This window comes from Burkholderia sp. BCC1996 (genome assembly GCF_905339955.1).
In the GTDB taxonomy this organism is placed as follows: Bacteria; Pseudomonadota; Gammaproteobacteria; order Burkholderiales; family Burkholderiaceae; genus Burkholderia.
In genome coordinates, this window is record NZ_CAJPHM010000027.1 from 1 (window position 1) to 23,879 (window position 23,879).

Sequence of the window (23,879 nt, forward strand, 5' to 3'; positions counted from 1 at the left end):
GCTGCGCGGACGGGCTGCTGGACGGGAAGAACACCTTGCCGAGCGTGACGGCGATATAGCTGTAGACGCCGAAGTCGAACCATTCCATCGCATTGCCGATGGCCATCGCGCTGACGGCGCGCTTGAGCAGGCTCTGGTCGACGACGGTAATGTCGTCCGCGGCGAGCGGAGCCTCGCCGGACGACGTGGAGGAAGAAGCAGCGGTCGGGCTGACGTGTGTTGCGGTCAAGGTCATGCACTCCTTTGACTGCGCCGGAACGGGCGGGCCGTCCGACACGGTTTGCCGGCGAGCGCGATGTCGTGTGCTGCGCGTCGGGGCAGGCCATTTAAGCGCTTACTGCACATGAGGCGGTAAAGGGCCGTAAGGGACTGCTTCGACGCGGGCCCGATGGGCCGTCGCGACGGTGCGCTCATGAAGAATGGGCCGCGTGATGCGAGCGGCAGATGCCGGCGCGGACGGAGTCCGGCGTTCCGGCAAGCGCCCCGGAGGGGCAACGAAACGAGAAAAGCGGGCCTGTCGGGCGGGCTTTCCTGTGGATGCAATTTCGGTCGAAGCACCGGCCCGCAATGCGCGGACGGACTTCTTGCGAAATCGAATAGACAGAGATTGAATGTTGAAACAGGCGACATGATAGCACGATGACAGACGATCGTGCAAATTGCCGGGAATCCCCCGTCTGGCGGCGGTTCCGGCGGGGTCGGCTCCGGTATGATCGGCGGCGCGCGGCGGGGTCGCGCGGCCCGCCGAATGGGGGCCGAATCTGCGGGGAACCGGATGACCGAACTGATCAGGATTGCGGCGTTGTTCGCCGTCACTGCACTGGCCGAGATCGTCGGCTGCTACCTGCCGTGGCTCGTGCTGAAAGGCGGAAGGCCCGTCTGGCTGCTGGTGCCGGCCGCGCTGTCGCTCGCGTTGTTCGCGTGGCTGCTGACGCTGCACCCGAGCGCGGCAGGGCGCACGTATGCGGCGTACGGCGGCGTGTATATGGCGGTGGCGCTGATCTGGCTGCGGGCGGTCGACGGCATCGCGCTGACCCGCTGGGATGTGGCGGGCGCGATGCTCGCGCTCGGCGGGATGGCCGTCATCGCACTGCAGCCGCGCGCTTGAGCGCGGCTGCAGGCACGGCTTCGGCTCGTGAGACGCCGCGTCAGGCGGCTTCGGCGGCGTCCGCGTCGGCGGACTTGCGCCATACGCAGGCGCCCTTGACCGACTTGTCGAGTTCGTCGAGCTGGGCCTGGTGAGCGGCCAGTTCGTCGTCGCTCGCCGCGAGCACCGGCAGGTCGAGCGACGCGAGCGCCACGCGCTGGCCGTTCGCCGCGCCGCCGTCGGCGCCTGCGTCGTCGAGCATGTCGATCACGAGGCTGTCCTGGCCGCGCGTCATCGCGAGATAGACCTCGGCGAGCAGCTCCGAGTCGAGCAGTGCGCCGTGCAGCGTGCGGTGCGCGTTGCTGATGCCGAACCGGTCGCACAGCGCGTCGAGCGAATTGCGCTTGCCCGGGAACATCTGCTTGGCCTGCACCAGCGTGTCGATCACGCCGCCGCAATGCTCGGTGAACGGCGGCAGGTCGAGCCGCGCGAATTCTGCGTCGAGGAACCCGAGGTCGAACGGCGCGTTATGGATGATCAGCTCGGCGTCCTTCACGAAGTCGCGGATCTGGTCGACGACTTCCGCGAACTTCGGCTTGTCGCTCAGGAATTCGGTCGTGAGGCCGTGCACGGCCAGCGCGCCCGGATCGCTGTCGCGCTCGGGGTTCACGTAGATGTGCAGGTTGTTGCCGGTGAGCCGCCGGTTCAGCAGCTCGACGCAGCCGATTTCGATCAGGCGGTCGCCCGTGCGGGGGTTCAGGCCGGTGGTTTCGGTATCGAGAATGATCTGGCGCATGTCGGATAAATCAGGAAAGACGGTAGGGCGGCCTGCGTTCAGGCCGCGAGCGATGCGACGCCGCGGTTCGCGAGCGCGTCCGCGCGTTCGTTTTCGGGATGGCCCGCATGGCCCTTCACCCAGCGCCACTCGACCTCGTGCTGCGCGACGAGCGCGTCGAGCCGCTTCCACAGGTCGGCGTTCTTCACCGGGGTTTTCGCCGCGGTGACCCAGCCCTTCTTTTTCCAGCCGTGGATCCACTCGCTGATGCCTTTCTGCACGTACTGCGAGTCGGTATGGACGATCACGCGGCACGGCCGCTTCAGCGCCTCGAGCGCGGCGATCACGCCCATCAGCTCCATGCGGTTGTTGGTCGTGTTCGGCTCGCCGCCGAACAGCTCCTTTTCGCGGTCGCCGTAGCGCAGCAGTGCGCCCCAGCCGCCGGGGCCGGGGTTGCCCTTGCAGGCGCCGTCGGTATAGATGTCGATGGTGTCGGTGGTCATGAGTGTTCTTGATGGGTGGTCGGGGTGGCCGCCGGCGTCAGGCCCGGCGCGAGCACGGGCTTCTTCATCTTGATCGGGCCGACGAGACGCATGCCGCGCACGCGTTTGACGGCGGTGACCATGTAGACGGCGCCGAAGATCGGCCACCAGCGGTCGCCGGCGGCTTCCATGAAGCCGTAGCGGGCAAGCCATTTGTCGGTGACGAGCGGCGGCCGGTAGCAGCCGAAGCGGCCGCGCTCGAGATCGAAGCCGAGCAGCTTGATCCAGTCCTTGAGCCGGATGAACGCGATCTGGTCGCGTGCGGCCGGCACGAACGGGCGGTTGGCCATGCGCCCGAACGACTGCCGCATGCCCCACAGGCTCAGCGAATTGAAGCCGGTGATCACGAGCTGGCCTTCCGGCATCAGCACGCGTTCGGCCTCGCGCAGCAGGCGGTGCGGGTCGGACGTGAATTCGAGCGTATGCGGCATCACGATCAGGTCGACGCTCTGCGACTCGAACGGCAGGTCGAGCAGGTCGCACCAGGTCGTGCTGCGATCGGCCGGCGCATGCTCGGGCGCATGCGCCTCGCGCGCCCACGGATACTGGTAGGGCGCGCTCGCGCCGCTTGCCGGGTCGAGCACGAGGCCGCGATACGGCATGCGGTTCTCGCGCAGCGCGTCGAGCTGCGGCAGGCCGAGCTGCAGCGCGTGAAACCCGAAGACGTCGGACACGATCCGGTCGAGCTGCGCCTGCTCCCAGTCCAGCACGTAGCGGCCGGGCGGCGAGTCGGTCCAGGCGGGCCAGTCTATAATTTGACGATCGGACATAACGATGATTGCGTGCCCATGAACGAGCTGGAATATGTGCCGGTGCCGGCATTCGAAGACAACTATATCTGGCTCGTCTCGGACGGCCGCGATGCGATCGCCGTCGATCCGGGTGAAGCCGCGCCGGTACGCCGTGTTCTTGCCGAACGCGGCTGGCGCTTGACCGCTATTTTACTCACGCACCATCACGCCGACCACGTCGGCGGTGTCGCGGCGCTGCGAGATGGCCAACCGGACGATGTGCCGCTGGCCGTTTATGGCCCGGCGGAAGAATCGATCGACGTGGTCACGCGCCCGCTCGCGGGCGGCGATCGCGTGACGCTCGGCGCACCGGCGCTTGCGTTCGACGTGCTCGACGTGCCGGGTCATACGCGCGGCCACATCGCCTATTTCCAGGCGGCCGGGCAGGGCGCGGCCACGCCTCACGTGTTCTGCGGAGATACACTGTTCTCATGCGGTTGCGGCCGGCTGTTCGAAGGCACGCCCGCGCAGATGCTCGCGTCGCTCGACGCGCTCGCGGCGCTGCCCGGCGACACGCGCGTGCATTGCGCACACGAATACACGCTGTCGAACATCCGCTTCGCGCTCGCGTGCGAACCGGGCAATGCGGCGCTCGCCGCCTGGCGCGACGATGCGCAGGCGCTGCGCGCGCGCGGCGTGCCGACGCTGCCCACGACGATCGCGCACGAACGTGCCGTCAACCCGTTCATGCGGTCGGACAGCGCGGCCATCCATGCGACGCTCGAGGCCGAGCTGCACGAAACGGTGCCGGATCGACTGGCGGCATTCACGCTGATGCGCGAGTGGAAAAACCGGTTCCGATGACGATTTCGGGAGGACTCCAAACCTCAGGTAGCGTCTGTAAAAATTGCTGCAAATGTAGGATTTCGCTGAGTTTTCGGTGTTTTTATTGACGTGAAGCACGCACTTCCGTAGTATCGCCAGCAATTTCCAGCCGTCGGAAGCCGAGATTTTCATGCGACTTATATTGAGTGCGATGGTGGTCCTGCTGCTCGCCGCTTGCGCGAGCCAGGCCCCTGTCGCCAACAACGCCGCCGATTCGCAGGCGACGTCCAACTACCTCCGTAAATCAGCCACCGCCAAAGAAACTGTCGACGTCGACAAGCAATCCGTCGGCGACCTGACCAGTGCCGACTCCGATCTATGGGGCCGCATTCGCCGCGGCTTCCAGATGCCCGACCTGCAGAGCGACCTCGTCGACATGCAGACGACCTGGTACACGCAACGTCCCGATTACGTGCAGCGCATGACCGAGCGCTCGCAGAAGTACCTCTATCACATCGTCGAGGAACTCGAGGCGCGCCACATGCCGACCGAGCTCGCGCTGCTGCCGTTCATCGAGTCCGCGTTCAATCCGCAGGCGCTGTCGGTCGCGAAGGCGGCCGGCATGTGGCAGTTCATGCCGGGCACGGGCCGCACGTACAACCTGAAGCGCAACATGTGGCAGGACGAGCGTCGCGACGTGCTCGCGTCGACGAGCGCCGCGCTCGACTACCTGTCGCGCCTGCATGACATGTTCGGCGACTGGTATCTCGCACTGGCCGCGTACAACTGGGGCGAAGGCAACGTGCAGCGCGCGATCGCGCGCAACCAGGCGGCCGGCCTGCCGACCGACTACCAGAGCCTGCGGATGCCGAACGAGACGCGCAACTACGTGCCGAAGCTGCAGGCGGTGAAGAACATCATCGCGAATCCGCAGCAGTTCGGCCTGACGCTGCCGGAGATCCCCAACCACCCGTATTTCGTGACGGTCACGACGGCGCGCGACATCGACGTGGCGGTGGCCGCGAAGCTCGCGAACCTGTCGCTCGACGAGTTCCGCTCGCTGAACCCGTCGTTCGCGAAGCCGGTGATCCTCGGCGCGACCGAGCCGCAGATCCTGCTCCCGTTCGACAATGCGGCGGCGTTCGAGAAGAACCTGAAGGCCTACAACGGCCAGTTGTCGACGTGGACCACCTACACGGTGAGCGAGCGCGCGCGCCCGGCCGCGATCGCAGAGAAGATCGGCGTGGACGCCGACACGCTGATGTCGGTCAACAAGATTCCGGCCGGCATGCGCCTGAAGCCGGGCTCGACGATCGTCGTGCCGCGCGGCGATGACGACGACGAGGACATCAGCGCGGACGTCGCGGAAAACGGCGTGCTCGCGATGGAACCCGACGTGCCCGACACGCGCAAGATGCTGATCCGCGTGCGCCGCAAGCAGTCGATGGCGGCGATCGCCGGCCGCTACGGCGTGTCGGTCGCGCAGCTGAAGGCATGGAACCGCACGCATCGCGATCTCGCGATGCCGGGCCAGGCGCTCGTGCTGCACGTGCCGGTCGGCCGCGCGGTGCCGGCCGAGCCGGGGCCGGAGCGGATCGCGACGTCGACCGCCGGCGCGCATATCGAGCGCGCGAGCCTGTCTGTCGGCGGCAAGTCGCGCGGCGCGAAGCACGGTGCCGCGAAGCCGGCGGCCCGTGCGGCCAAGGCCGCGCCCGCGAAGGCTGCACCGAAGGCCGCTGCGCACAAGGGCAAGAAGTAACGCGGCCGCGATCGCGGCGCGGCGGCCCGACCGGGCCGCGCGATTGCGTTATCATCCGACGAAACGCGTAGCAACGCCGTCACCGAGGTGACGGCGTTTTCGTTTGTGCGCGGCAGCGCGGCCGCCGCTGCGCGCGGCCCGCAGTCACAAGGAGAAGCGATGTCGTCGGTGCAGGTGAGGGTGCTCGCGCTGTTTGCGATCGGATATTTCGTGTCGTACGTGTTCCGCGGCGTCAATCTCGGCTTCGCGCCGTTCGTCACGCACGAGCTCGGGCTGTCGGCCGCCGATCTCGGGCTGCTCACGAGTCTCTATTTCCTCGGCTTCGCCGGCGCGCAGATTCCGGCCGGCGTGCTGCTCGACCATTTCGGCCCGCGCCGCGTGGCGGCCGGGATGCTGCTGTTCGCGGCCGCCGGCGCCGCCGTGTTCGGTATCGCGCACGATCTCGGCACGATGATGGTCGGCCGGCTCCTGATTGGCGTCGGCGTATCGGTGTGCCTCGGCGCGGCGTTCAAGGCGCTCGCGCAGCATTTTCCGGTCGGCCGGCTGCCGCTCGTCAACGGCCTCGTGATGGCGGTCGGCGGCCTGGGCGGCGTCGCGGTCGGCTCGCCGCTGACCTGGCTGCTCGGCGTGACGAGCTGGCGCGTGATCTGCGGCGGCCTCGCGGTGCTGACGATCGTCGTCGCGGCCGCGATCGGCCTCGGTGCGCCGGAAGCCGAGCGGCCGCGTCAGCAGGGCGGGATCGTCAGTCAGTTCAAGGGCACGTGGCACATCCTGGGCAGCCGTGCGTTCTGGAAGATTTCGTCGTTCTCGATCGTCACGCAGGGCGTGTTCTATGCGATGCAGTCGCTGTGGGTCGGCCCGTACCTGCGCGACGTCGCGGGGTTCGATGCGCAGCACGCCGCGCGGCTCGTGTCGGTGCTCGGCTTCGCGATGATGGCGGGCTGCGTCGGCTTCGGCGCGGCGGCGCGCGTGCTCGAGCGCCGCGGGGTGTCCGTCCAGGCATTTTGCGGCATCGGCATGGCGCTGTTCGTCGCCACGCAGGGCGCGATCGTCGCGCGCGTGCCGCTGCCGCCGGCCGTGCTGTGGGCGGCCTACGGGATGTTCGGCGGCGTCGGGATCCTGACCTACGCGGTGCTGGCCGGTCACTTTCCGGCGCATCTGATCGGCCGCGCGAATACGACGCTGACGCTCGTGATCTTCGTGCTGATCTTTGCGTTCCAGATCGGCATCGGCGCGGTGCTGTCGCACTGGCCGGCCGTCGACGGCCATTACCCGGCCGCCGCGCACGTCACCGCGTGGAGCGTGCTGCTCGCGCTGCAGCTCGCGAGCGCGGTCTGGTGCGTGTGGCCCGCGCGCAGCGCTGGCAAGCACGTTGATCCGGCGGTACGCTGACGGGTAGGGCGGCTGCGGAAACGGGGCCGCAGCAACCAGTGTCGTGCGCGACCGCGCGCCGTCACGCGCATGCACGATCGGACGGCCATATCGATTGAAGATAAGGCCATTTTCGGGCTATAATTTGAAAGTTTGTGCTGATCAACCTCGCACCCTAGCGCCTACCTCACTCATCCCGTTCATCCGCCGCACGCCGCCTGTCGGGCGATGCCGCGAAGCCTCGTGCGCCACGCGCCGGGTTCGCGTCTCGACAACGCAGGTCGCGTCCAGCTAGCGATTCCGCGCGCCTACGCAGCGCGGCGCTCGCGCGGCAGGGTAAACAGGTCGGCAGCAGGGTGTTCCCCAAGGAGCCTCCCGTGTTGCCGTCTTTTTCTCCCGCCTTGCTTGCACTCGCCGACGGCACGGTCTTTCGTGGTTATTCGATCGGGGCCGAAGGCCACACGATCGGTGAAGTCGTGTTCAACACCGCGATTACCGGCTATCAGGAAATCCTGACCGATCCGAGCTACGCGCGTCAGATCGTCACGCTCACCTACCCGCATATCGGCAACGTCGGCGTCAACGCCGAAGACGTCGAAGCCACGAAAGTCCATGCCGCCGGCCTGATCATCCGTGATCTGCCGACGCTCGCATCGAACTTCCGCATGGACCGCACGCTCGGCGATTACCTGCGCGACGAAGGCGTCGTCGCGATCGCCGGCATCGATACCCGCAAGCTGACCCGGATCCTGCGCGACAAGGGCGCGCAGAGCGGCTGCATCCTGGCCGGCTCGGACGACGAGGCGAAGGCGATCGAGCTCGCGCGCTCGTTCGCGGGCCTCGCGGGCATGGATCTCGCGAAGGTCGTGTCGACCACCAAGCCGTTCGAGTGGAAGCAGACCGAATGGCGCCTCGGCAGCGGCTACGGCATGCAGGAAGCGCCGAAGTACCGCGTCGTCGCGTACGACTTCGGCGTCAAGTACAACATCCTGCGCATGCTCGCGGAGCGCGGCTGCCACGTGACGGTGCTGCCGGCACAAGCGAGCGCGGAAGATGCGCTCGCGCTGAATCCGGACGGCATCTTCCTGTCGAACGGCCCCGGCGATCCGGAACCGTGCGACTACGCGATCGCGGCCACGAAGCAGTTCATCGAGCGCGGCGTGCCGACCTTCGGCATCTGCCTCGGCCACCAGATCATGGGCCTCGCGGTCGGCGCGAAGACGCTCAAGATGAAGACGGGCCACCACGGCGCGAACCACCCGGTGAAGGATCTCGGCGACGGTCGCGTGGTGATCACGTCGCAGAACCACGGCTTCGCGGTCGACGCGGATTCGCTGCCGGCCAACGCGCGCGTGACGCACGTGTCGCTGTTCGACGGCACGCTGCAGGGCTTCGAGCTGACCGACAAGCCGGCATTCTGCTTCCAGGGCCACCCGGAAGCGTCGCCCGGCCCGCACGACATCGGCTATCTGTTCGACCGTTTCACCGCACTGATGGACGCGGCGAAGCAGCGCAACGCCTGACGCAACTGAAGCAACCGAAGAACGGGAGATTCGCATCATGTTCGGCCACGCACTCGGCATCACGGATATCTGGACCTACGTGTTCGGCGTGATCTTCATCATCCTGCTGCCGGGGCCGAACTCGATGTACGTGCTGTCGCTCGCGGCGCAGCGCGGCGTGAAGGCCGGCTATCGCGCGGCCTGCGGCGTGTTCGTCGGCGATACGGTGCTGATGGTGCTGTCCGCCGCGGGCGTCGCGTCGCTGCTGAAGGCGAACCCGCTGCTGTTCTCCGTCGTGAAGTACGGCGGCGCCGCTTACCTGCTGTACATCGGCACCGGGATGCTGCGCAGCGCGTGGCAGAAGCTGCGCGCGCGTGGCGATGCGCCGGCCGAGGCAGCGCCCGCGGTCGACGGCGAGCGGCCGTTTCGCAAGGCGCTGATCGTGAGCCTCCTGAATCCGAAGGCGATCCTGTTCTTCATCTCGTTCTTCATCCAGTTCGTCGACCCGGCCTTCCCGCATCCCGCGCTGTCGTTCGTCGTGCTCGGGGCGATCGCGCAATGCGCGAGCTTCCTGTACCTGAGCACGCTGATCTTCGCGGGCGCACGGCTCGCCGAGCATTTCCGCCGCCGCCGCAGGCTCGCGGCGGGCGCGGCGAGCAGCGTGGGCGGCCTGTTCATCGGTTTCTCGGTGAAGCTCGCGCTCGCCACCATGAGCTGAGCGCGGCCTGCCGACCGACGACAACGCCACGACAAAGATTACTTACTGAATTCACAAGCCATGCCAAAACGCACAGACATCAAAAGCATCCTCATCATCGGCGCCGGCCCGATCATCATCGGCCAGGCTTGCGAGTTCGACTATTCGGGCGCGCAGGCTTGCAAGGCGCTGCGTGAAGAGGGCTACAAGGTCGTCCTCGTGAACAGCAACCCGGCGACGATCATGACCGACCCGAACACGGCCGACGTCACGTACATCGAGCCGATCACGTGGGAAGTGGTCGCACGCATCATCGAGAAGGAGCGCCCGGACGCGATCCTGCCGACGATGGGCGGCCAGACCGCGCTGAACTGCGCGCTCGACCTGCACCACCACGGCGTGCTCGAGAAGTTCGGCGTCGAGCTGATCGGCGCGTCGCCGGAAGCGATCGACAAGGCGGAAGACCGCCAGAAGTTCAAGGAAGCGATGACCAAGATCGGTCTCGGTTCCGCGAAGTCGGGCATCGCGCACTCGATGGAAGAAGCGACCCAGGTGCACGCCGAGATCATGGCCGGCACCGGCGGCAGCGGCTACCCGGTCGTGATCCGTCCGTCGTTCACGCTCGGCGGCTCGGGCGGCGGCATCGCATACAACCGCGAAGAGTTCGAAGAGATCTGCAAGCGCGGCCTCGACCTGTCGCCGACGCGCGAACTGCTGATCGAGGAATCGCTGCTCGGCTGGAAGGAATACGAGATGGAAGTCGTGCGCGACCGCGCCGACAACTGCATCATCGTGTGCTCGATCGAGAACCTCGACCCGATGGGCGTGCACACCGGCGACTCGATCACGGTCGCGCCGGCGCAGACGCTCACCGACAAGGAATACCAGATCCTGCGTAACGCATCGCTCGCGGTGCTGCGCGAGATCGGCGTCGACACGGGCGGCTCGAACGTGCAGTTCTCGATCAACCCGAAGGACGGCCGCATGGTCGTCATCGAAATGAACCCGCGCGTGTCGCGTTCGTCGGCGCTCGCGTCGAAGGCAACCGGCTTCCCGATCGCGAAGGTCGCGGCGAAGCTGGCGGTCGGCTACACGCTCGACGAGCTGAAGAACGAAATCACCGGCGGCCAGACGCCGGCGTCGTTCGAGCCGACGATCGACTACGTCGTCACGAAGATCCCGCGTTTCGCGTTCGAGAAGTTCCGCGAAGCCGATTCGCGCCTGACCACGCAGATGAAGTCGGTCGGTGAAGTGATGGCGATCGGCCGCACGTTCCAGGAATCGTTCCAGAAGGCGCTGCGTGGCCTCGAAGTCGGCGTCGACGGTCTCGACGAGAAGTCGACCGACCGCGACGAGATCGCGATCGAGATCCACGAGCCGGGCCCGGACCGCATCTGGTACGTCGGCGATGCGTTCCGCATCGGCATGACGGCCGAGGAAATCTTCGCGGAAACCGCGATCGACCCGTGGTTCCTCGAGCAGATCGAGCAGATCATCCTGAAGGAAAAGGCGCTCGCGGGCCGCACGCTCGCGTCGCTGACGTTCGACGAGTTGCGCTTCCTGAAGCAGAGCGGCTTCTCCGACCGCCGCCTCGCGAAGCTGCTCGGCGCGACGCCGGAAGACGTCCGTCGCCGCCGCGTCGAACTGAACGTGCGCCCGGTCTACAAGCGCGTCGACACCTGCGCGGCCGAGTTCGCGACCAAGACGGCCTACATGTACTCGACCTACGAGGAAGAGTGCGAGGCGCAGCCGACCACCAACAAGAAGATCATGGTGCTGGGCGGCGGCCCGAACCGGATCGGCCAGGGCATCGAGTTCGACTACTGCTGCGTGCATGCGGCCCTCGCGATGCGCGAGGACGGTTACGAAACGATCATGGTCAACTGCAACCCGGAAACGGTGTCGACCGACTACGACACGTCCGACCGCCTGTACTTCGAGCCGCTGACGCTGGAAGACGTGCTCGAGATCGTCGACAAGGAAAAGCCGGTCGGCGTGATCGTCCAGTACGGCGGCCAGACGCCGCTGAAGCTCGCGCTCGACCTCGAGGCGCACGGCGTGCCGATCGTCGGCACGTCGCCGGACATGATCGACGCGGCCGAAGACCGCGAACGCTTCCAGAAGCTGCTGCAGGACCTCGGCCTGCGCCAGCCGCCGAACCGCACCGCGCGCGCCGAAGACGAAGCGCTCGCGCTGGCGGCCGAAATCGGCTACCCGCTCGTCGTGCGTCCGTCGTACGTGCTGGGCGGCCGCGCGATGGAAATCGTCCACGAGCCGCGCGACCTCGAGCGCTACATGCGCGAGGCCGTGAAGGTGTCGAACGATTCGCCGGTGCTGCTCGACCGCTTCCTGAACGACGCGATCGAATGCGACGTCGACTGCATCTGCGACGGCGAAGCCGTGTTCATCGGCGGCGTGATGGAGCACATCGAGCAGGCGGGCGTCCACTCGGGCGACTCGGCATGCTCGCTGCCGCCGTACTCGCTGTCGAAGGAAACCGTGGCCGAGCTGAAGCGCCAGACGGGCGCGATGGCGAAGGCGCTGAACGTGGTCGGCCTGATGAACGTGCAGTTCGCGATCCAGCAGGTGCCGCAGGCGGACGGTTCGAAGCAGGACATCATCTACGTGCTCGAAGTGAACCCGCGCGCGTCGCGCACGGTGCCGTACGTGTCGAAGGCGACCAGCCTGCCGCTCGCGAAGATCGCGGCGCGCGCGATGGTCGGCCAGAAGCTCGCGCAGCAGGGCGTGACGAAGGAAGTCGAGCCGCCGTACTTCAGCGTGAAGGAAGCGGTGTTCCCGTTCGTCAAGTTCCCGACCGTCGATCCGGTCCTCGGGCCTGAAATGCGTTCGACCGGCGAAGTGATGGGCGTCGGCCAGACCTTCGGCGAAGCGCTGTTCAAGTCGCAGCTTGCGGCCGGTTCGCGCTTGCCGGAGTCGGGCACGGTGCTGCTCACCGTGATGGATGCCGACAAGCCGAAGGCGGTCGAAGTCGCGCGCATGCTGCACGACCTCGGCTACCCGATCGTCGCGACCAAGGGCACGGCTGCCGCGATCGAAGCGGCCGGCGTGCCGGTGAAGGTCGTGAACAAGGTGAAGGACGGCCGTCCGCACATCGTCGACATGATCAAGAACGGCGAGATCGCACTCGTGTTCACGACGGTCGACGAGACGCGCCAGGCGATCGCCGATTCGCGTTCGATCCGCATGAGCGCGCAGGCGCACAAGGTCACGTACTACACGACGATGTCCGGCGCGCGCGCGGCCGTCGAAGGCCTGCGCTACCTGAAGGATCTGGAAGTCTATGATTTACAAGGTCTTCACGCTCGCCTAAACTAAGCAGTCAGTTACCTGTCGAAGCAACACGTGCCGCGATTAAGCGGTGTTTCCGGTTCACCGGAAATACGTTTAATCGCGGTGATTTTTTTTATAGCCGTTTTTAGCGATTGAGCCGTTTATGAGCACCATTCCGTTGACAAAGCGTGGCGCAGAGCAACTGCGCGATGAATTGCAGCGTCTCAAGTCCGTCGAGCGGCCGGCCGTGATCAACGCGATCGCGGAGGCCCGCGCACAGGGCGATCTGTCCGAAAACGCGGAATACGACGCTGCGAAAGAAAAACAGGGCTTCATCGAGGGTCGCATCGCGGAAATCGAATCGAAGCTGTCGGCCGCGCAGGTCATCGATCCCACCGTGCTCGACGCCGAAGGCCGCGTGGTCTTCGCATCGACGGTCGAACTCGAGGATCTCGAGTCCGGCGACACCGTCAAGTACCAGATCGTCGGCGACGACGAAGCCGATATCGATCACGGCCTGATCTCGGTCAGCTCGCCGATCGCGCGCGCGCTGATCGGCAAGTCCGAAGGCGACGTCGCGGCCGTGCAGGCGCCGAGCGGCGTGCGCGAGTACGAAATCATCTCGGTCAGCTATATCTGAAGCGGGGCGACGTGATGCCGCATCGCGTGTTCCGCCTGCTGTCGGCCGTGTGGGTCGGCAGCCTGCTGACGATCGGGTATGCGGTCGCGCCCGTGCTGTTCAGGACGCTGGAGCGGATGACGGCCGGCTCGGTCGCCGCCCAGCTGTTCCGCATCGAGGCGATCCTCGGTGTCGTATGCGGCGTGCTGCTGCTCGCGCTGTCGAACCAGCAGGTGCGACGCGGCAGCGGCGATTATCGTCGCGTGCGCTGGATCGTCGCGGCGATGGTCGCGTGTGTGCTGGTCGGGTATTTTGCGTTGCAGCCGTTCATGAACGCGCTGCGGGTGGCCGCGATGGAGGCGGGCACCGATATCGCGAACTCGCCGTATGCGAGCCGCTTCGGGATGCTGCACGGCGTCTCGAGTCTGTTCTATCTCGTCGAGAGCGTGCTGGGGCTGATGCTGATCTGGCGTCTGCCGGCGCAAGACGCCTGAATGGCCTGAGCGCCGCGCGGGCAACGCGGCACGGGGTGCCCCGTGCCGCGCGGCAGGATTACTTGCCCTGGTGCGGCCGCTTCGTGCTGGCCTGACGCTTTTTCGCGCGCTTCACCGTGCCGCCTGCCGTCACGCGCTCGTTGCCGCGCACCGTGACCTTCACCGGCCGCGGACGGCGCACCGGGCTCGCGTTCGGCGACACCTTGACGACCTTGACGGTGCGCGGTGCACGGCCTTTCTTGTCGTCGACGGCTTCGGCTGCGCTCGGCAGCGCGCCGGCACGACGGCCGCGGGCCGGGGCCGCCACGGCAGCCTCGGGCTTCCAGATCACCAGCAGCTTGCCGATGTGCTGGATCGGCGCCGCGTTCAGGCGGTCGCAGATCTCGTCGTAAATGGCGACGCGCTCGTCGCGCTCGTCACCGAACACACGGATCTTGATCAACTGGTGCGCAGCGAGGTGCACCTTGATTTCCTTCAGCACGGCGTCGGTGAGCCCTTCGGCGCCGATCAGCACGACGGGCTTGAGCGCATGGGCCTGGGAGCGCAGCGCGGAGCGCTCGGCGGGGGAAAGCGAAAGGGCGGGCATGGAAATGTCGAAATCTAAATAGGGGCGCGCTGCGTCAGAAGCGAATCGCGGGAAGTTACCGCATCAGCCGCGCGCCGAAACCACGTAAAATCGCGGCTTGGGCCCGGAAGGGGCCGCAGCCGCGCGAAGAAGACGCGTATTATCCGCCAAAAGCACGGCTTCACGAAGCAAATAGCAGCAATCTCTCTCTCGAATGGCAAAAAACCGCTTTAACCAGCACTGGCTGCACGACCACATCAACGACCCGTACGTCAAAATGGCGCAGCGGGAGGGCTATCGCGCGCGCGCCGCGTACAAGCTGAAGGAAATCGACGAGCAGGACAAGCTGATCCGTCCGGGCCAGGTGATCGTCGACCTCGGTGCGACGCCGGGCAGCTGGAGCCAGTATGCCCGCAACAAGCTCGCGCAGGGCAAGAAGCGCGACGCGGAGCGCGAAGGCGGCATCGACGGCACGATCGTGGCGCTCGACATCCTGCCGATGGAGCCGATCGCGGACGTCCACTTCCTGCAGGGCGATTTCCGCGAGGACGACGTCCTCCACCGGCTCGAAGAAGTGCTCGAAGGTCGCGCGGTGGACCTTGTTATTTCCGACATGGCCCCCAACCTCTCCGGCGTGGCCTCGGCGGACGCGGCGCGCATCGAGCATCTGTGCGATCTGGCGCTCGAATTCGCGCAGAATCATCTGAAGCCCGACGGTGCGCTGCTCGTGAAGTGCTTTCACGGCAGCGGCTACAGCCAGATCGTCGAAAAGTTCAAACAGCAGTTTAAGACTGTCGCGCCGCGCAAGCCGAAGGCGTCCCGCGACAAATCGTCCGAAACGTTCATTTTGGGTCGGCATCTGAAGCATCCGCGCTGACGCGCAGCGGTGTGCCGCAAACGGGCTCCGGCCCTTGCCAGACAAGCGAAGCGCTATCGCGGCGGTTGTCAATCCTTATGGCAGGGGTGGTCGGACTGGATTAGAATGACCGAGGAGCGCCGCAAGGAAAATGTAGGCGCTCGTCTACGAGTGAAGGAGTGGTGCTTTGAACAACAATATGTTTTCGAAGGCAGCAGTGTGGCTGGTGATCGCACTGGTGCTGTTTACGGTGTTCAAGCAGTTCGACAAGCCCCGCGTCCAGGAAGGTGTGTCCTATTCGCAGTTCATGGACGACGCCAAGAACGGCAAGGTCAAGAACGTCATCGTTCAGGGGCGCAACCTCACCGTCACTCCGGCTGATGGCCAGAAATACCAGATCGTGTCGCCCGGCGACATCTGGATGGTCGGCGATCTGATGAAGTACGGCGTGCAGGTCAGCGGCAAGGCCGACGACGAGCCGAACGCGCTGATGTCCGCGCTGTACTACCTCGGGCCGACGATCCTGATCATCGTGTTCTGGTTCTACATGATGAGGCAGATGCAGGGAGGCGGCAAAGGCGGCGCATTCTCGTTCGGGAAATCGCGCGCGCGGCTGATCGACGAGAACAACAACGCGGTGAACTTCTCCGACGTCGCGGGCTGCGACGAAGCGAAGGAAGAAGTGTCCGAGCTCGTCGACTTCCTGCGCGACCCGCAGAAATTCCAGAAGCTGGGCGGTCGCATTCCGCGCGGCGTGCTGCTCGTCGGCCCTCCGGGTACCGGCAAGACGCTGCTCGCCCGCGCGATCGCCGGTGAAGCGAAGGTGCCGTTCTTCAGCATCTCGGGTTCCGACTTCGTCGAAATGTTCGTCGGCGTCGGCGCGGCCCGTGTGCGCGACATGTTCGAACAGGCGAAGAAGCACGCACCGTGCATCGTGTTCATCGACGAAATCGACGCGGTCGGCCGTCATCGCGGCGCCGGCATGGGCGGCGGCAACGACGAGCGCGAGCAGACGCTGAACCAGATGCTGGTCGAGATGGACGGCTTCGAAGCGAACTCGGGCGTGATCGTGATCGCCGCGACCAACCGTTCCGACGTGCTCGACAAGGCGCTGCTGCGTCCGGGCCGTTTCGACCGCCAGGTCTATGTCGGCCTGCCGGACATCCGCGGCCGCGAGCAGATCATGCGCGTGCACCTGCGCAAGGTGCCGATCGCGAACGACGTCGACGCAGCGGTGATCGCGCGCGGCACGCCGGGCTTCTCGGGCGCCGATCTCGCGAACCTCGTGAACGAAGCGGCGCTGTTCGCTGCCCGCCGCGGCAAGCGCATCGTCGAGATGCAGGATTTCGAGGACGCGAAGGACAAGATCTTCATGGGTCCGGAGCGCAAGTCGGCGGTGATTCGCGAGGAAGCGAAGCGCGCGACGGCTTACCACGAGTCGGGCCACGCGGTGATCGCGAAGCTGCTGCCGAAGGCCGATCCGGTACACAAGGTCACGATCATCCCGCGCGGTCGCGCGCTGGGCGTCACGTGGCAGCTGCCGGAGCACGACAACGAGACGTATTCGAAGGATTACCTGCTCGACCGCCTGGCGATCCTGTTCGGCGGCCGCGTGGCCGAGGAGCTGTTCCTGAACCTGATCAGCACCGGCGCGTCGGACGACTTCAACAAGGCGACGCAGACGGCACGCGCGATGGTGGCCCGTTTCGGCATGACCGACGCGCTCGGGCCGATGGTCTACGTCGACGACGAGAGCGACAACGGCCCGTTCGGCCGAGGCTTCACGCGCACGATCTCGGAAGCGACGCAGCAGAAGGTCGACGGCGAAATCCGCCGCGTGCTCGACGAACAGTACGGCCTTGCACGCCGCCTGCTCGAAGAGAACCGCGACAAGGTGGAGGCAATGACGGCCGCGCTGATGGAGTGGGAAACGATCGACGCCGATCAGATCAACGACATCATGGAAGGGCGTCCGCCGCGCTCGCCGAAGAGTTCGCCGGCTGTCGGCGGCGATTCGTCGGGCGGCGGCACCACCGCCGAAGTGAAGCCCGGCAACGCGCCGGCGCCTGCTTCGCCGGCCTGACCTTCGTCGTAGCACCGTTCACGGGCTGGTGTGGCTTCACACCGGCCCGTTTTGCATTCATCAACGCCTCCCGCCCGTGCCCGATTCCGCTGTTTCAGCATCCATTCCCGCGCCGCTGCAGTGCGGCCGTTTCTCCCTGACGTTCGAGCGCCCGCTCGTGATGGGCATTCTGAACGCCACCCCCGATTCGTTCTCCGACGGCGGCCGCTTCCTCGCGCGCGACGATGCGCTGCGCAAGGCCGAGCGGATGATCGCCGAAGGCGTCGACCTGATCGACATCGGTGGCGAGTCGACGCGTCCCGGCGCGCCGCCCGTGCCGCTCGACGAGGAACTCGCGCGCGTGATCCCGCTGGTCGAAGCGTTGCGGCCGCTGAACGTGCCGCTGTCGATCGACACCTACAAGCCGGCCGTGATGCGCGCGGCGCTCGCTGCCGGCGCGGACCTGATCAACGACATCTGGGGTTTCCGTCAGCCGGGCGCGATCGATGCGGTGCGCGAGGGTAACAGCGGGCTGTGCGCGATGCACATGCTCGGCGAGCCGCAGACGATGCAGGTCGGCGAGCCCGATTACGGCGACGTCGTGAGCGACGTGCGCGATTTTCTCGCCGCGCGCGCGCAGGCGCTGCGCGACGCGGGCGTCGCGCCGGAACGGATCTGCGTCGACCCGGGCTTCGGGTTCGGCAAGGCGGTGGTCGACGACAACTACGCGCTGCTGGCCGCGTTGCCGGATACGGCGCCGGCGCGGCCCGACGGGCGCGCGTATCCGATTCTCGCGGGCATGTCGCGCAAGTCGATGCTCGGCGCGGTGATCGGCGGCAAGCCGCCGATGGAACGCGTCGCGGCGAGCGTGGCGGCCGCGTTGTGCGCGGTCGGGCGTGGAGCTGCGATCGTGCGCGTGCACGACGTCGCGGCGACGGTCGATGCGTTGAAGGTCTGGAACGCCGTGCGCGAAGCCGCGCGGCAACGATAAGTCAGAAATCAGAAAGACGAAGGAGGAAGGTTCGCCATGGGACGTCGATATTTCGGCACGGACGGCATTCGCGGCACGGTGGGCGAGGCGCCCATCACGCCTGATTTCGTGTTGCGTCTCGGCTATGCAGCCGGCAAGGTACTGGCCGGTGCGGCCGACGTCGCGGCCGGTGCACGGCCGACGGTACTGATCGGCAAGGACACGCGCGTGTCGGGCTACATGCTCGAGGCCGCGCTTGAGGCCGGCTTCTCGGCGGCCGGCGTCGACGTGATGCTGGCCGGCCCGATGCCGACGCCGGGCGTCGCGTACCTGACGCGCGCGCTGCGCCTGTCGGCCGGCGTCGTGATCAGCGCATCGCACAACCCGTACCAGGACAACGGGATCAAGTTCTTCTCCGCCGACGGCAACAAGCTGCCCGACGAAACGGAAGCCGAGATCGAGGCATGGCTCGACAAGCCGCTCGAATGCGCATCGTCGGACCGGCTCGGCAAGGCGCGCCGCCTCGACGATGCGGCCGGCCGCTACATCGAGTTCTGCAAGAGCACGTTCCCGGCCGCCTACGATCTGCGCGGGCTGAAGCTCGTGATCGACTGCGCGCACGGCGCCGCGTACCAGATCGCACCGCACGTGTTCCACGAGCTCGGCGCGGACGTGATCCCGGTCGGCGTCGCGCCGAACGGCTTCAACATCAACGACGGGGTCGGCGCGACGGCGCCCGACGCGCTGATGCGCGCGGTGCGGGCGAACCATGCGGACCTCGGCATCGCGCTCGACGGCGATGCGGACCGCCTGCAGGTCGTCGATTCGACCGGCCGGCTGTACAACGGCGACGAGCTGCTCTACGTGCTCGTGAAGGACCGCATCGCGACCGTTGGCAAGGTCGACGGCGCGGTCGGCACACTGATGACGAACCTCGCGGTCGAAGTTGCGCTGCAGCGTGAGGGCGTCGAGTTCGTGCGCGCAGCGGTCGGCGACCGCTATGTGCTCGAACAGTTGCGCGAGCGCGGCTGGCAGCTCGGCGCGGAAGGCTCGGGCCACATCCTGTCGCTCGACCGCCATTCGACCGGCGACGGCATCGTGTCGGCGCTGCTCGTGCTGGCCGCGCTCAAGCGCAGCGGCCGCACGCTCGCGCAGATGCTCGACGGCGTCACGCTGTTCCCGCAGAAGCTGATCAACGTGCGGATGAAACCGGGTGCCGACTGGAAGGGCAACGCATCGATTCGCGCGGCGATCGACGCGGCCGAAGGCGCGCTGGCCGGTCACGGCCGCGTGCTGATCCGCGCGTCGGGGACCGAGCCCGTGCTGCGCGTGATGGTCGAGGCCCGGCATGCGGCCGACGCGACGCGTCACGCGGAAGCGATCGCCGACGCGGTGCGCGCGGCGACGGCCTGAACCGGCTCGGCGACGGCGCGCGACGGTCCGGCCGTATGCGCCGCCGCTCCGGTGATTTGACATGCGGCGTCTGCGGGCGCCGCAATTCGTCAGACGCAAAGGTTTGCGCTATTAAATAGAGGGCGCTTTCGACGCGGATTTCGTCTGATCAAAGAATTCCTCCGTCCCTGAATCGTGACAGCCGCGGCAAGGGGCTTTCCGGCCCGCGCGCGCTGCGATACGATCCGCTCGCAACCCGCATCGGCGGGCGCGGATCTGCCTCTTCCCGGCCGGCAATTCTTGCCGCCAACCCCGCCACGCCGCGCTTGTGCGGCTGCCCGAACCGGGCCCGCTACACCCTTTCAACCAGTCATGTTACTGTCACGCCAGTTTCATCGATTGTCACATTATCGTCATGAGGAGCCCCTAACCTTCGCGGTGCCGTAGTCATCCGCTCACACACTGGAGGTCTCATGAAATTGATGCAAACCGCGATTGCCGGCCTGGCTGGCGCGCTTTTCGCAGTCGCCGCGCAAGCTGCCGACATCACGGGCGCAGGCAGCACGTTCGCGATGCCGATCTATACGAAATGGGCTGCGGACTACCAGCAGTCCGGCGGCGCGAAGGTGAACTACCAGGGTATCGGCTCGTCGGGCGGCCTGAAGCAGATCGTCGCGAAGACGGTCGATTTTGCCGGTTCGGACGCGCCGCTGAAGGATGACGAGCTCGCGAAGGAAGGCCTGTTCCAGTTCCCGACGGTGGTCGGCGGCGTGGTGCCGGTGATCAACGTGCCGGGCGTGAAGGCCGGCGAACTGACGCTGTCGGGCCCGGTGCTCGGCGACATCTATCTCGGCAAGATCAAGAAGTGGAACGACCCGGCGATCGCCGCGCTGAACCCGAAGGTCAAGCTGCCGGATACGGACATCGCGGTCGTTCGCCGCGCTGACGGCTCGGGCACGAGCTTCATCTGGACGAACTACCTGTCGAAGGTCAACGACGAATGGAAGTCGAAGATCGGCGAAGGCACGACGGTCAACTGGCCGACGGGTACGGGCGGCAAGGGCAACGACGGCGTCGCGGCGTTCGTGCAGCGCCTGCCGGGCGCGATCGGCTACGTCGAGTGGGCGTACGCGAAGAAGAACAACATGATCTACACGGCCCTGAAGAACTCGACGGGCACGGTGGTCGAGCCGAAGACCGAAACGTTCAAGGCCGCTGCTGCAGGCGCGAACTGGTCGAAGTCGTTCTACCAGATCCTGACGAACCAGCCGGGCAAGGAAGCATGGCCGGTCGTCGGCGCGACGTTCGTGCTGCTGCACGCGAAGCAGGACAAGCCGGAGCAGGGCGCCGAAACGCTGAAGTTCTTCAGCTGGGCGTTCAAGAACGGCGAGAAGGCTGCCGACAGCCTCGACTACATCTCGCTGCCGGCATCGGTCGAGACGGAAATCCGCAAGCAGTGGAAGACGAAGGTGACGGACGCATCGGGCAAGCCGGTCGCCGCAGAGTAAGCCATCCAGCGGTTCGCTGCCCGGTCGTGCCGGCCGGGCAGTGTGTGCGGTAAGGCCGGGCGTTACGGCGCCCGGCGATCCAGAACAGGCGCCCATGTCTGATATTTCGTACACGTCCTCCCGGTCCGATGCCGCGCAGCAACGCGCGCCGAGCCGTCTCGGAGACGTTCTGTTCGGCGGCCTCGCACGGCTCGCCGCGATCGTGACCCTGCTGCTGCTGGGCGGGATCATCGTTTCCCTCATCATTGCGTCGCTGCCGACCATCCAGAAGTTCGGCCTCGGCTTCCTGTGGCAATCCGAGTGGGATCCGAACTCGGATGTCTACGGCGCAGTCGTGCCGATCTACGGCACGATCGTGACGTCGTTGATTGCACTCGTCATCGCGGTGCCGGTCAGCTTCGGCATCGCGCTGTTCCTCACCGAACTGTCGCCCGTATGGCTGCGCCGCCCGCTCGGCATCGCGATCGAACTGCTCGCCGCGATTCCGTCGATCGTGTACGGCATGTGGGGCCTGCTCGTGTTCGCGCCGATCTTCGCCGAATACTTCCAGAAGCCGATCGGCCATCTCTTCAAGGACGTGTGGGTGCTCGGTCCGCTGACGGCCGGCGCGCCGATCGGCATCGGCATTCTCGCGGCCGGCGTGATCCTCGCGATCATGATCATCCCGTACATCGCATCGGTGATGCGCGACGTGTTCGAAGTCACGCCCGTGCTGCTGAAGGAATCGGCGTACGGGATCGGCTGCACGACGTGGGAAGTGATGTGGAAGGTGGTGCTGCCCTATACGAAGACCGGCGTGATCGGCGGCGTGATGCTCGGCCTCGGCCGCGCGCTCGGCGAAACGATGGCCGTGACCTTCGTGATCGGCAACACGAACCTGCTCGACAGCGTGTCGCTGTTCGCACCGGGCAACAGCATCACGTCGGCGCTCGCGAACGAATTCGCGGAAGCGCAACCGGGCCTGCATACGTCCGCCCTGATGGAACTGGGCCTGATCCTGTTCGTGATCACGTTCATCGTGCTGTCCATCTCCAAACTGCTGCTGCTTCGTCTCGAGAAGGGAGAGGGCAAGAAATGAGCGAGCCCATCATGAATTTCCCGGGGCCGAACGGCGCCGCGCTCGACGCGATGCGCAACCGCCTGCAGCGCAAGCGCAAGGTGACCAACGCGATCGCGCTGACCGCGTCGCTCGCCGCGATGGCATTCGGCCTGCTTTGGCTCGTGTGGATTCTCTACACGACGGTGCATCTCGGTGTCGGCGGCCTGTCGCTGCAGCTGTTCACCGAATCGACGCCGGCACCGAACACCGAAGGCGGCGGCCTGGCGAACGCGATCGTCGGCAGCCTGCTGCTGTGCGGTTTCGGCACGCTGGTCGGCACGCCGATCGGTATCCTCGCGGGCGTCTATCTCGCCGAATACGGCCAGAAGAACCTGCTGGCGAGCACGATCCGCTTCATCAACGACATCCTGCTGTCGGCGCCGTCGATCGTGATCGGCCTGTTCGTGTACGCGATCGTCGTCGCGAAGTCGGGGCGCTTCTCGGGCTGGGCCGGCGTGATCGCGCTCGCGCTGCTGCAGATTCCGATCGTGATCCGCACGACCGAGAACATGCTGAAGCTCGTGCCGAACGCGCTGCGCGAAGCAGCCGTCGCGCTCGGCACGCCGAAGTGGCGCATGGTGCTGAAGATCACGCTGCGGGCGTCGGTCGGCGGGATCGTGACGGGCGTGCTGCTCGCGATCGCACGGATCGCCGGCGAAACGGCGCCGCTGCTGTTCACGGCCCTGTCGAACCAGTTCTTCTCGGTCGACATGAGCCAGCCGATGGCCAACCTGCCCGTCACGATCTACAAGTTCGCGATGAGCCCGTTCGCCGAATGGCAGTCGCTCGCATGGGCGGGCGTGTTCCTGATCACGCTCGGGGTGCTCGGACTCAACATCCTGGCGCGCTCGATCTTCTCGAAAAAGTAACGGCGGAGCAATCCGATGAATATGGCAGAAAGCCACCTGAATCCCGTCGAGCGCGCCACCGCGCCCGCCGGCACGCACGATGCGGCGCATGGCCGTCCGCTGGCGCCGCTGAACGCGAAGATCGAGGTCAACAACCTCAACTTCTTCTACAACAAGTTCCACGCGCTGAAGAACATCAACCTGCGCATTCCCGAAGGGAAGGTGACGGCGTTCATCGGCCCGTCGGGCTGCGGCAAGTCGACGCTCTTGCGCACGTTCAACAAGATGTTCGCGCTCTATCCGGAGCAGCGCGCCGAAGGCGAAATCCTGATGGACGGCGAGAACCTGCTGACCACCAAGCGCGACATCTCGCTGCTGCGTGCGCGGATCGGCATGGTGTTCCAGAAGCCGACCCCGTTCCCGATGTCGATCTACGACAACATCGCGTTCGGCGTGAAGATGTTCGAAAAGCTCACGCGCTCGGAGATGGACGATCGCGTCGAGTGGGCGCTGACGAAGGCCGCGCTGTGGAACGAAGTGAAGGACAAGCTGAACCAGAGCGGCTACGGTCTGTCGGGCGGCCAGCAGCAGCGTCTGTGCATCGCGCGCGGCATCGCGATCCGTCCGGAAGTGCTGCTGCTCGACGAGCCGTGCTCGGCGCTCGACCCGATCTCGACGGGCCGCATCGAGGAACTGATCGCGGAGCTGAAGAGCGACTACACGGTCGTGATCGTCACGCACAACATGCAGCAGGCCGCGCGCTGCTCGGACTTCACGGCCTACATGTACCTGGGCGAGCTGATCGAATTCGGCGAAACCGAAAAGATCTTCATCAAGCCGGTGCGCAAGGAAACGGAAGACTACATCACCGGCCGTTTCGGCTGAT

At 66.2% G+C, this 23,879-nt stretch carries 21 protein-coding genes and 1 pseudogene; 17 read left to right on the top strand and 5 right to left on the bottom strand.

Features of this window, described 5'->3' with window-relative positions; genetic code table 11:
• Window positions 1-235 (bottom strand): annotated as a pseudogene (locus U4Z64_RS30140) (MFS transporter); the annotation flags it as partial.
• A gap of 540 nt (window positions 236-775) precedes the next feature.
• On the opposite strand from U4Z64_RS30140, the gene U4Z64_RS30145 reads away from it, so the two are divergent.
• Complete coding sequence (locus U4Z64_RS30145) at window positions 776-1,108, top strand: YnfA family protein (RefSeq protein WP_321821878.1); 333 nt, start codon at window positions 776-778, stop codon at window positions 1,106-1,108.
• 40 nt (window positions 1,109-1,148) lie between these two features.
• Here U4Z64_RS30145 and dnaQ read toward each other — a convergent pair whose 3' ends face one another.
• From dnaQ to U4Z64_RS30160, 3 genes are read right to left on the bottom strand one after another with little or no spacing between them, the layout of a single operon-like run.
• Window positions 1,149-1,883: a DNA polymerase III subunit epsilon gene (gene dnaQ, locus U4Z64_RS30150; RefSeq protein WP_321801422.1), complete on the bottom strand. Its 735-nt coding sequence runs from the start codon at window positions 1,881-1,883 to the stop codon at window positions 1,149-1,151.
• 38 nt (window positions 1,884-1,921) lie between these two features.
• Window positions 1,922-2,365, bottom strand: coding sequence for a ribonuclease HI (gene rnhA / locus U4Z64_RS30155; RefSeq protein WP_044844905.1), 444 nt, complete (start codon window positions 2,363-2,365; stop codon window positions 1,922-1,924).
• Window positions 2,362-3,174, bottom strand: a complete 813-nt coding sequence (locus U4Z64_RS30160; protein WP_044844904.1) for a class I SAM-dependent methyltransferase — start codon at window positions 3,172-3,174, stop codon at window positions 2,362-2,364. Before U4Z64_RS30160 ends, rnhA begins: the two co-directional genes overlap by 4 nt.
• Before the next feature lie 18 nt (window positions 3,175-3,192).
• Here U4Z64_RS30160 and gloB point away from each other — a divergent pair, with 18 nt between their 5' ends.
• The 8 genes from gloB to U4Z64_RS30200 all read left to right on the top strand — a co-directional run bounded on the left by gloB (window position 3,193) and on the right by U4Z64_RS30200 (window position 13,693).
• Complete coding sequence (gene gloB / locus U4Z64_RS30165) at window positions 3,193-3,999, top strand: hydroxyacylglutathione hydrolase (protein ID WP_321821879.1); 807 nt, start codon at window positions 3,193-3,195, stop codon at window positions 3,997-3,999.
• Window positions 4,000-4,150: 151 nt separating this feature from the next.
• The gene (locus U4Z64_RS30170; RefSeq protein ID WP_124487579.1) at window positions 4,151-5,719 is read left to right on the top strand and encodes a transglycosylase SLT domain-containing protein; all 1,569 of its coding nucleotides are present in this window, start codon (window positions 4,151-4,153) and stop codon (window positions 5,717-5,719) included.
• Between the two features lie 159 nt (window positions 5,720-5,878).
• Window positions 5,879-7,111 carry an MFS transporter gene (locus tag U4Z64_RS30175; protein WP_124523552.1) on the top strand — a complete coding sequence of 411 codons (1,233 nt, stop codon included), beginning with the start codon at window positions 5,879-5,881 and terminating at the stop codon, window positions 7,109-7,111.
• Between the two features lie 356 nt (window positions 7,112-7,467).
• Window positions 7,468-8,613: a glutamine-hydrolyzing carbamoyl-phosphate synthase small subunit gene (gene carA, locus U4Z64_RS30180; RefSeq protein ID WP_044844900.1), complete on the top strand. Its 1,146-nt coding sequence runs from the start codon at window positions 7,468-7,470 to the stop codon at window positions 8,611-8,613.
• 37 nt (window positions 8,614-8,650) lie between these two features.
• Window positions 8,651-9,310, top strand: coding sequence for a leucine efflux protein LeuE (leuE, locus tag U4Z64_RS30185; RefSeq protein WP_321801431.1), 660 nt, complete (start codon window positions 8,651-8,653; stop codon window positions 9,308-9,310).
• Between the two features lie 60 nt (window positions 9,311-9,370).
• Window positions 9,371-12,625, top strand: a complete 3,255-nt coding sequence (gene carB, locus U4Z64_RS30190) for a carbamoyl-phosphate synthase large subunit (RefSeq protein WP_321821880.1) — start codon at window positions 9,371-9,373, stop codon at window positions 12,623-12,625.
• A 118-nt stretch (window positions 12,626-12,743) separates the two neighbouring features.
• Window positions 12,744-13,220 (top strand): transcription elongation factor GreA, encoded by a 477-nt coding sequence (gene greA, locus U4Z64_RS30195; RefSeq protein ID WP_021163362.1) that lies wholly within the window; start codon window positions 12,744-12,746, stop codon window positions 13,218-13,220.
• Between the two features lie 14 nt (window positions 13,221-13,234).
• Complete coding sequence (locus U4Z64_RS30200) at window positions 13,235-13,693, top strand: DUF4149 domain-containing protein (protein WP_044844897.1); 459 nt, start codon at window positions 13,235-13,237, stop codon at window positions 13,691-13,693.
• Between the two features lie 58 nt (window positions 13,694-13,751).
• Here U4Z64_RS30200 and U4Z64_RS30205 read toward each other — a convergent pair whose 3' ends face one another.
• A complete protein-coding gene (locus U4Z64_RS30205; RefSeq protein WP_044844896.1) occupies window positions 13,752-14,279 on the bottom strand; it encodes a YhbY family RNA-binding protein in 528 nt (175 codons plus the stop codon).
• Between the two features lie 193 nt (window positions 14,280-14,472).
• On the opposite strand from U4Z64_RS30205, the gene U4Z64_RS30210 reads away from it, so the two are divergent.
• The 8 genes from U4Z64_RS30210 to pstB all read left to right on the top strand — a co-directional run bounded on the left by U4Z64_RS30210 (window position 14,473) and on the right by pstB (window position 23,878).
• Window positions 14,473-15,135, top strand: coding sequence for an RlmE family RNA methyltransferase (locus tag U4Z64_RS30210; protein WP_124487584.1), 663 nt, complete (start codon window positions 14,473-14,475; stop codon window positions 15,133-15,135).
• A gap of 166 nt (window positions 15,136-15,301) precedes the next feature.
• Window positions 15,302-17,197, top strand: coding sequence for an ATP-dependent zinc metalloprotease FtsH (ftsH, locus tag U4Z64_RS30215; RefSeq protein WP_044844894.1), 1,896 nt, complete (start codon window positions 15,302-15,304; stop codon window positions 17,195-17,197).
• Between the two features lie 28 nt (window positions 17,198-17,225).
• A complete protein-coding gene (gene folP / locus U4Z64_RS30220) occupies window positions 17,226-18,167 on the top strand; it encodes a dihydropteroate synthase (protein ID WP_321821881.1) in 942 nt (313 codons plus the stop codon).
• Window positions 18,168-18,203: 36 nt separating this feature from the next.
• Window positions 18,204-19,559: a phosphoglucosamine mutase gene (gene glmM, locus U4Z64_RS30225; RefSeq protein ID WP_044844892.1), complete on the top strand. Its 1,356-nt coding sequence runs from the start codon at window positions 18,204-18,206 to the stop codon at window positions 19,557-19,559.
• Between the two features lie 452 nt (window positions 19,560-20,011).
• Entirely contained in the window at window positions 20,012-21,046 is a 1,035-nt protein-coding gene (gene pstS / locus U4Z64_RS30230; protein WP_124487586.1) for a phosphate ABC transporter substrate-binding protein PstS, read from the top strand.
• Between the two features lie 94 nt (window positions 21,047-21,140).
• Entirely contained in the window at window positions 21,141-22,124 is a 984-nt protein-coding gene (pstC, locus tag U4Z64_RS30235; RefSeq protein ID WP_044844890.1) for a phosphate ABC transporter permease PstC, read from the top strand.
• Window positions 22,121-23,014 (top strand): phosphate ABC transporter permease PstA, encoded by an 894-nt coding sequence (pstA, locus tag U4Z64_RS30240; RefSeq protein ID WP_321801445.1) that lies wholly within the window; start codon window positions 22,121-22,123, stop codon window positions 23,012-23,014. Before pstC ends, pstA begins: the two co-directional genes overlap by 4 nt.
• A gap of 15 nt (window positions 23,015-23,029) precedes the next feature.
• Entirely contained in the window at window positions 23,030-23,878 is an 849-nt protein-coding gene (gene pstB, locus U4Z64_RS30245) for a phosphate ABC transporter ATP-binding protein PstB (RefSeq protein ID WP_321821882.1), read from the top strand.
• Window position 23,879: the final 1 nt, after the last annotated feature.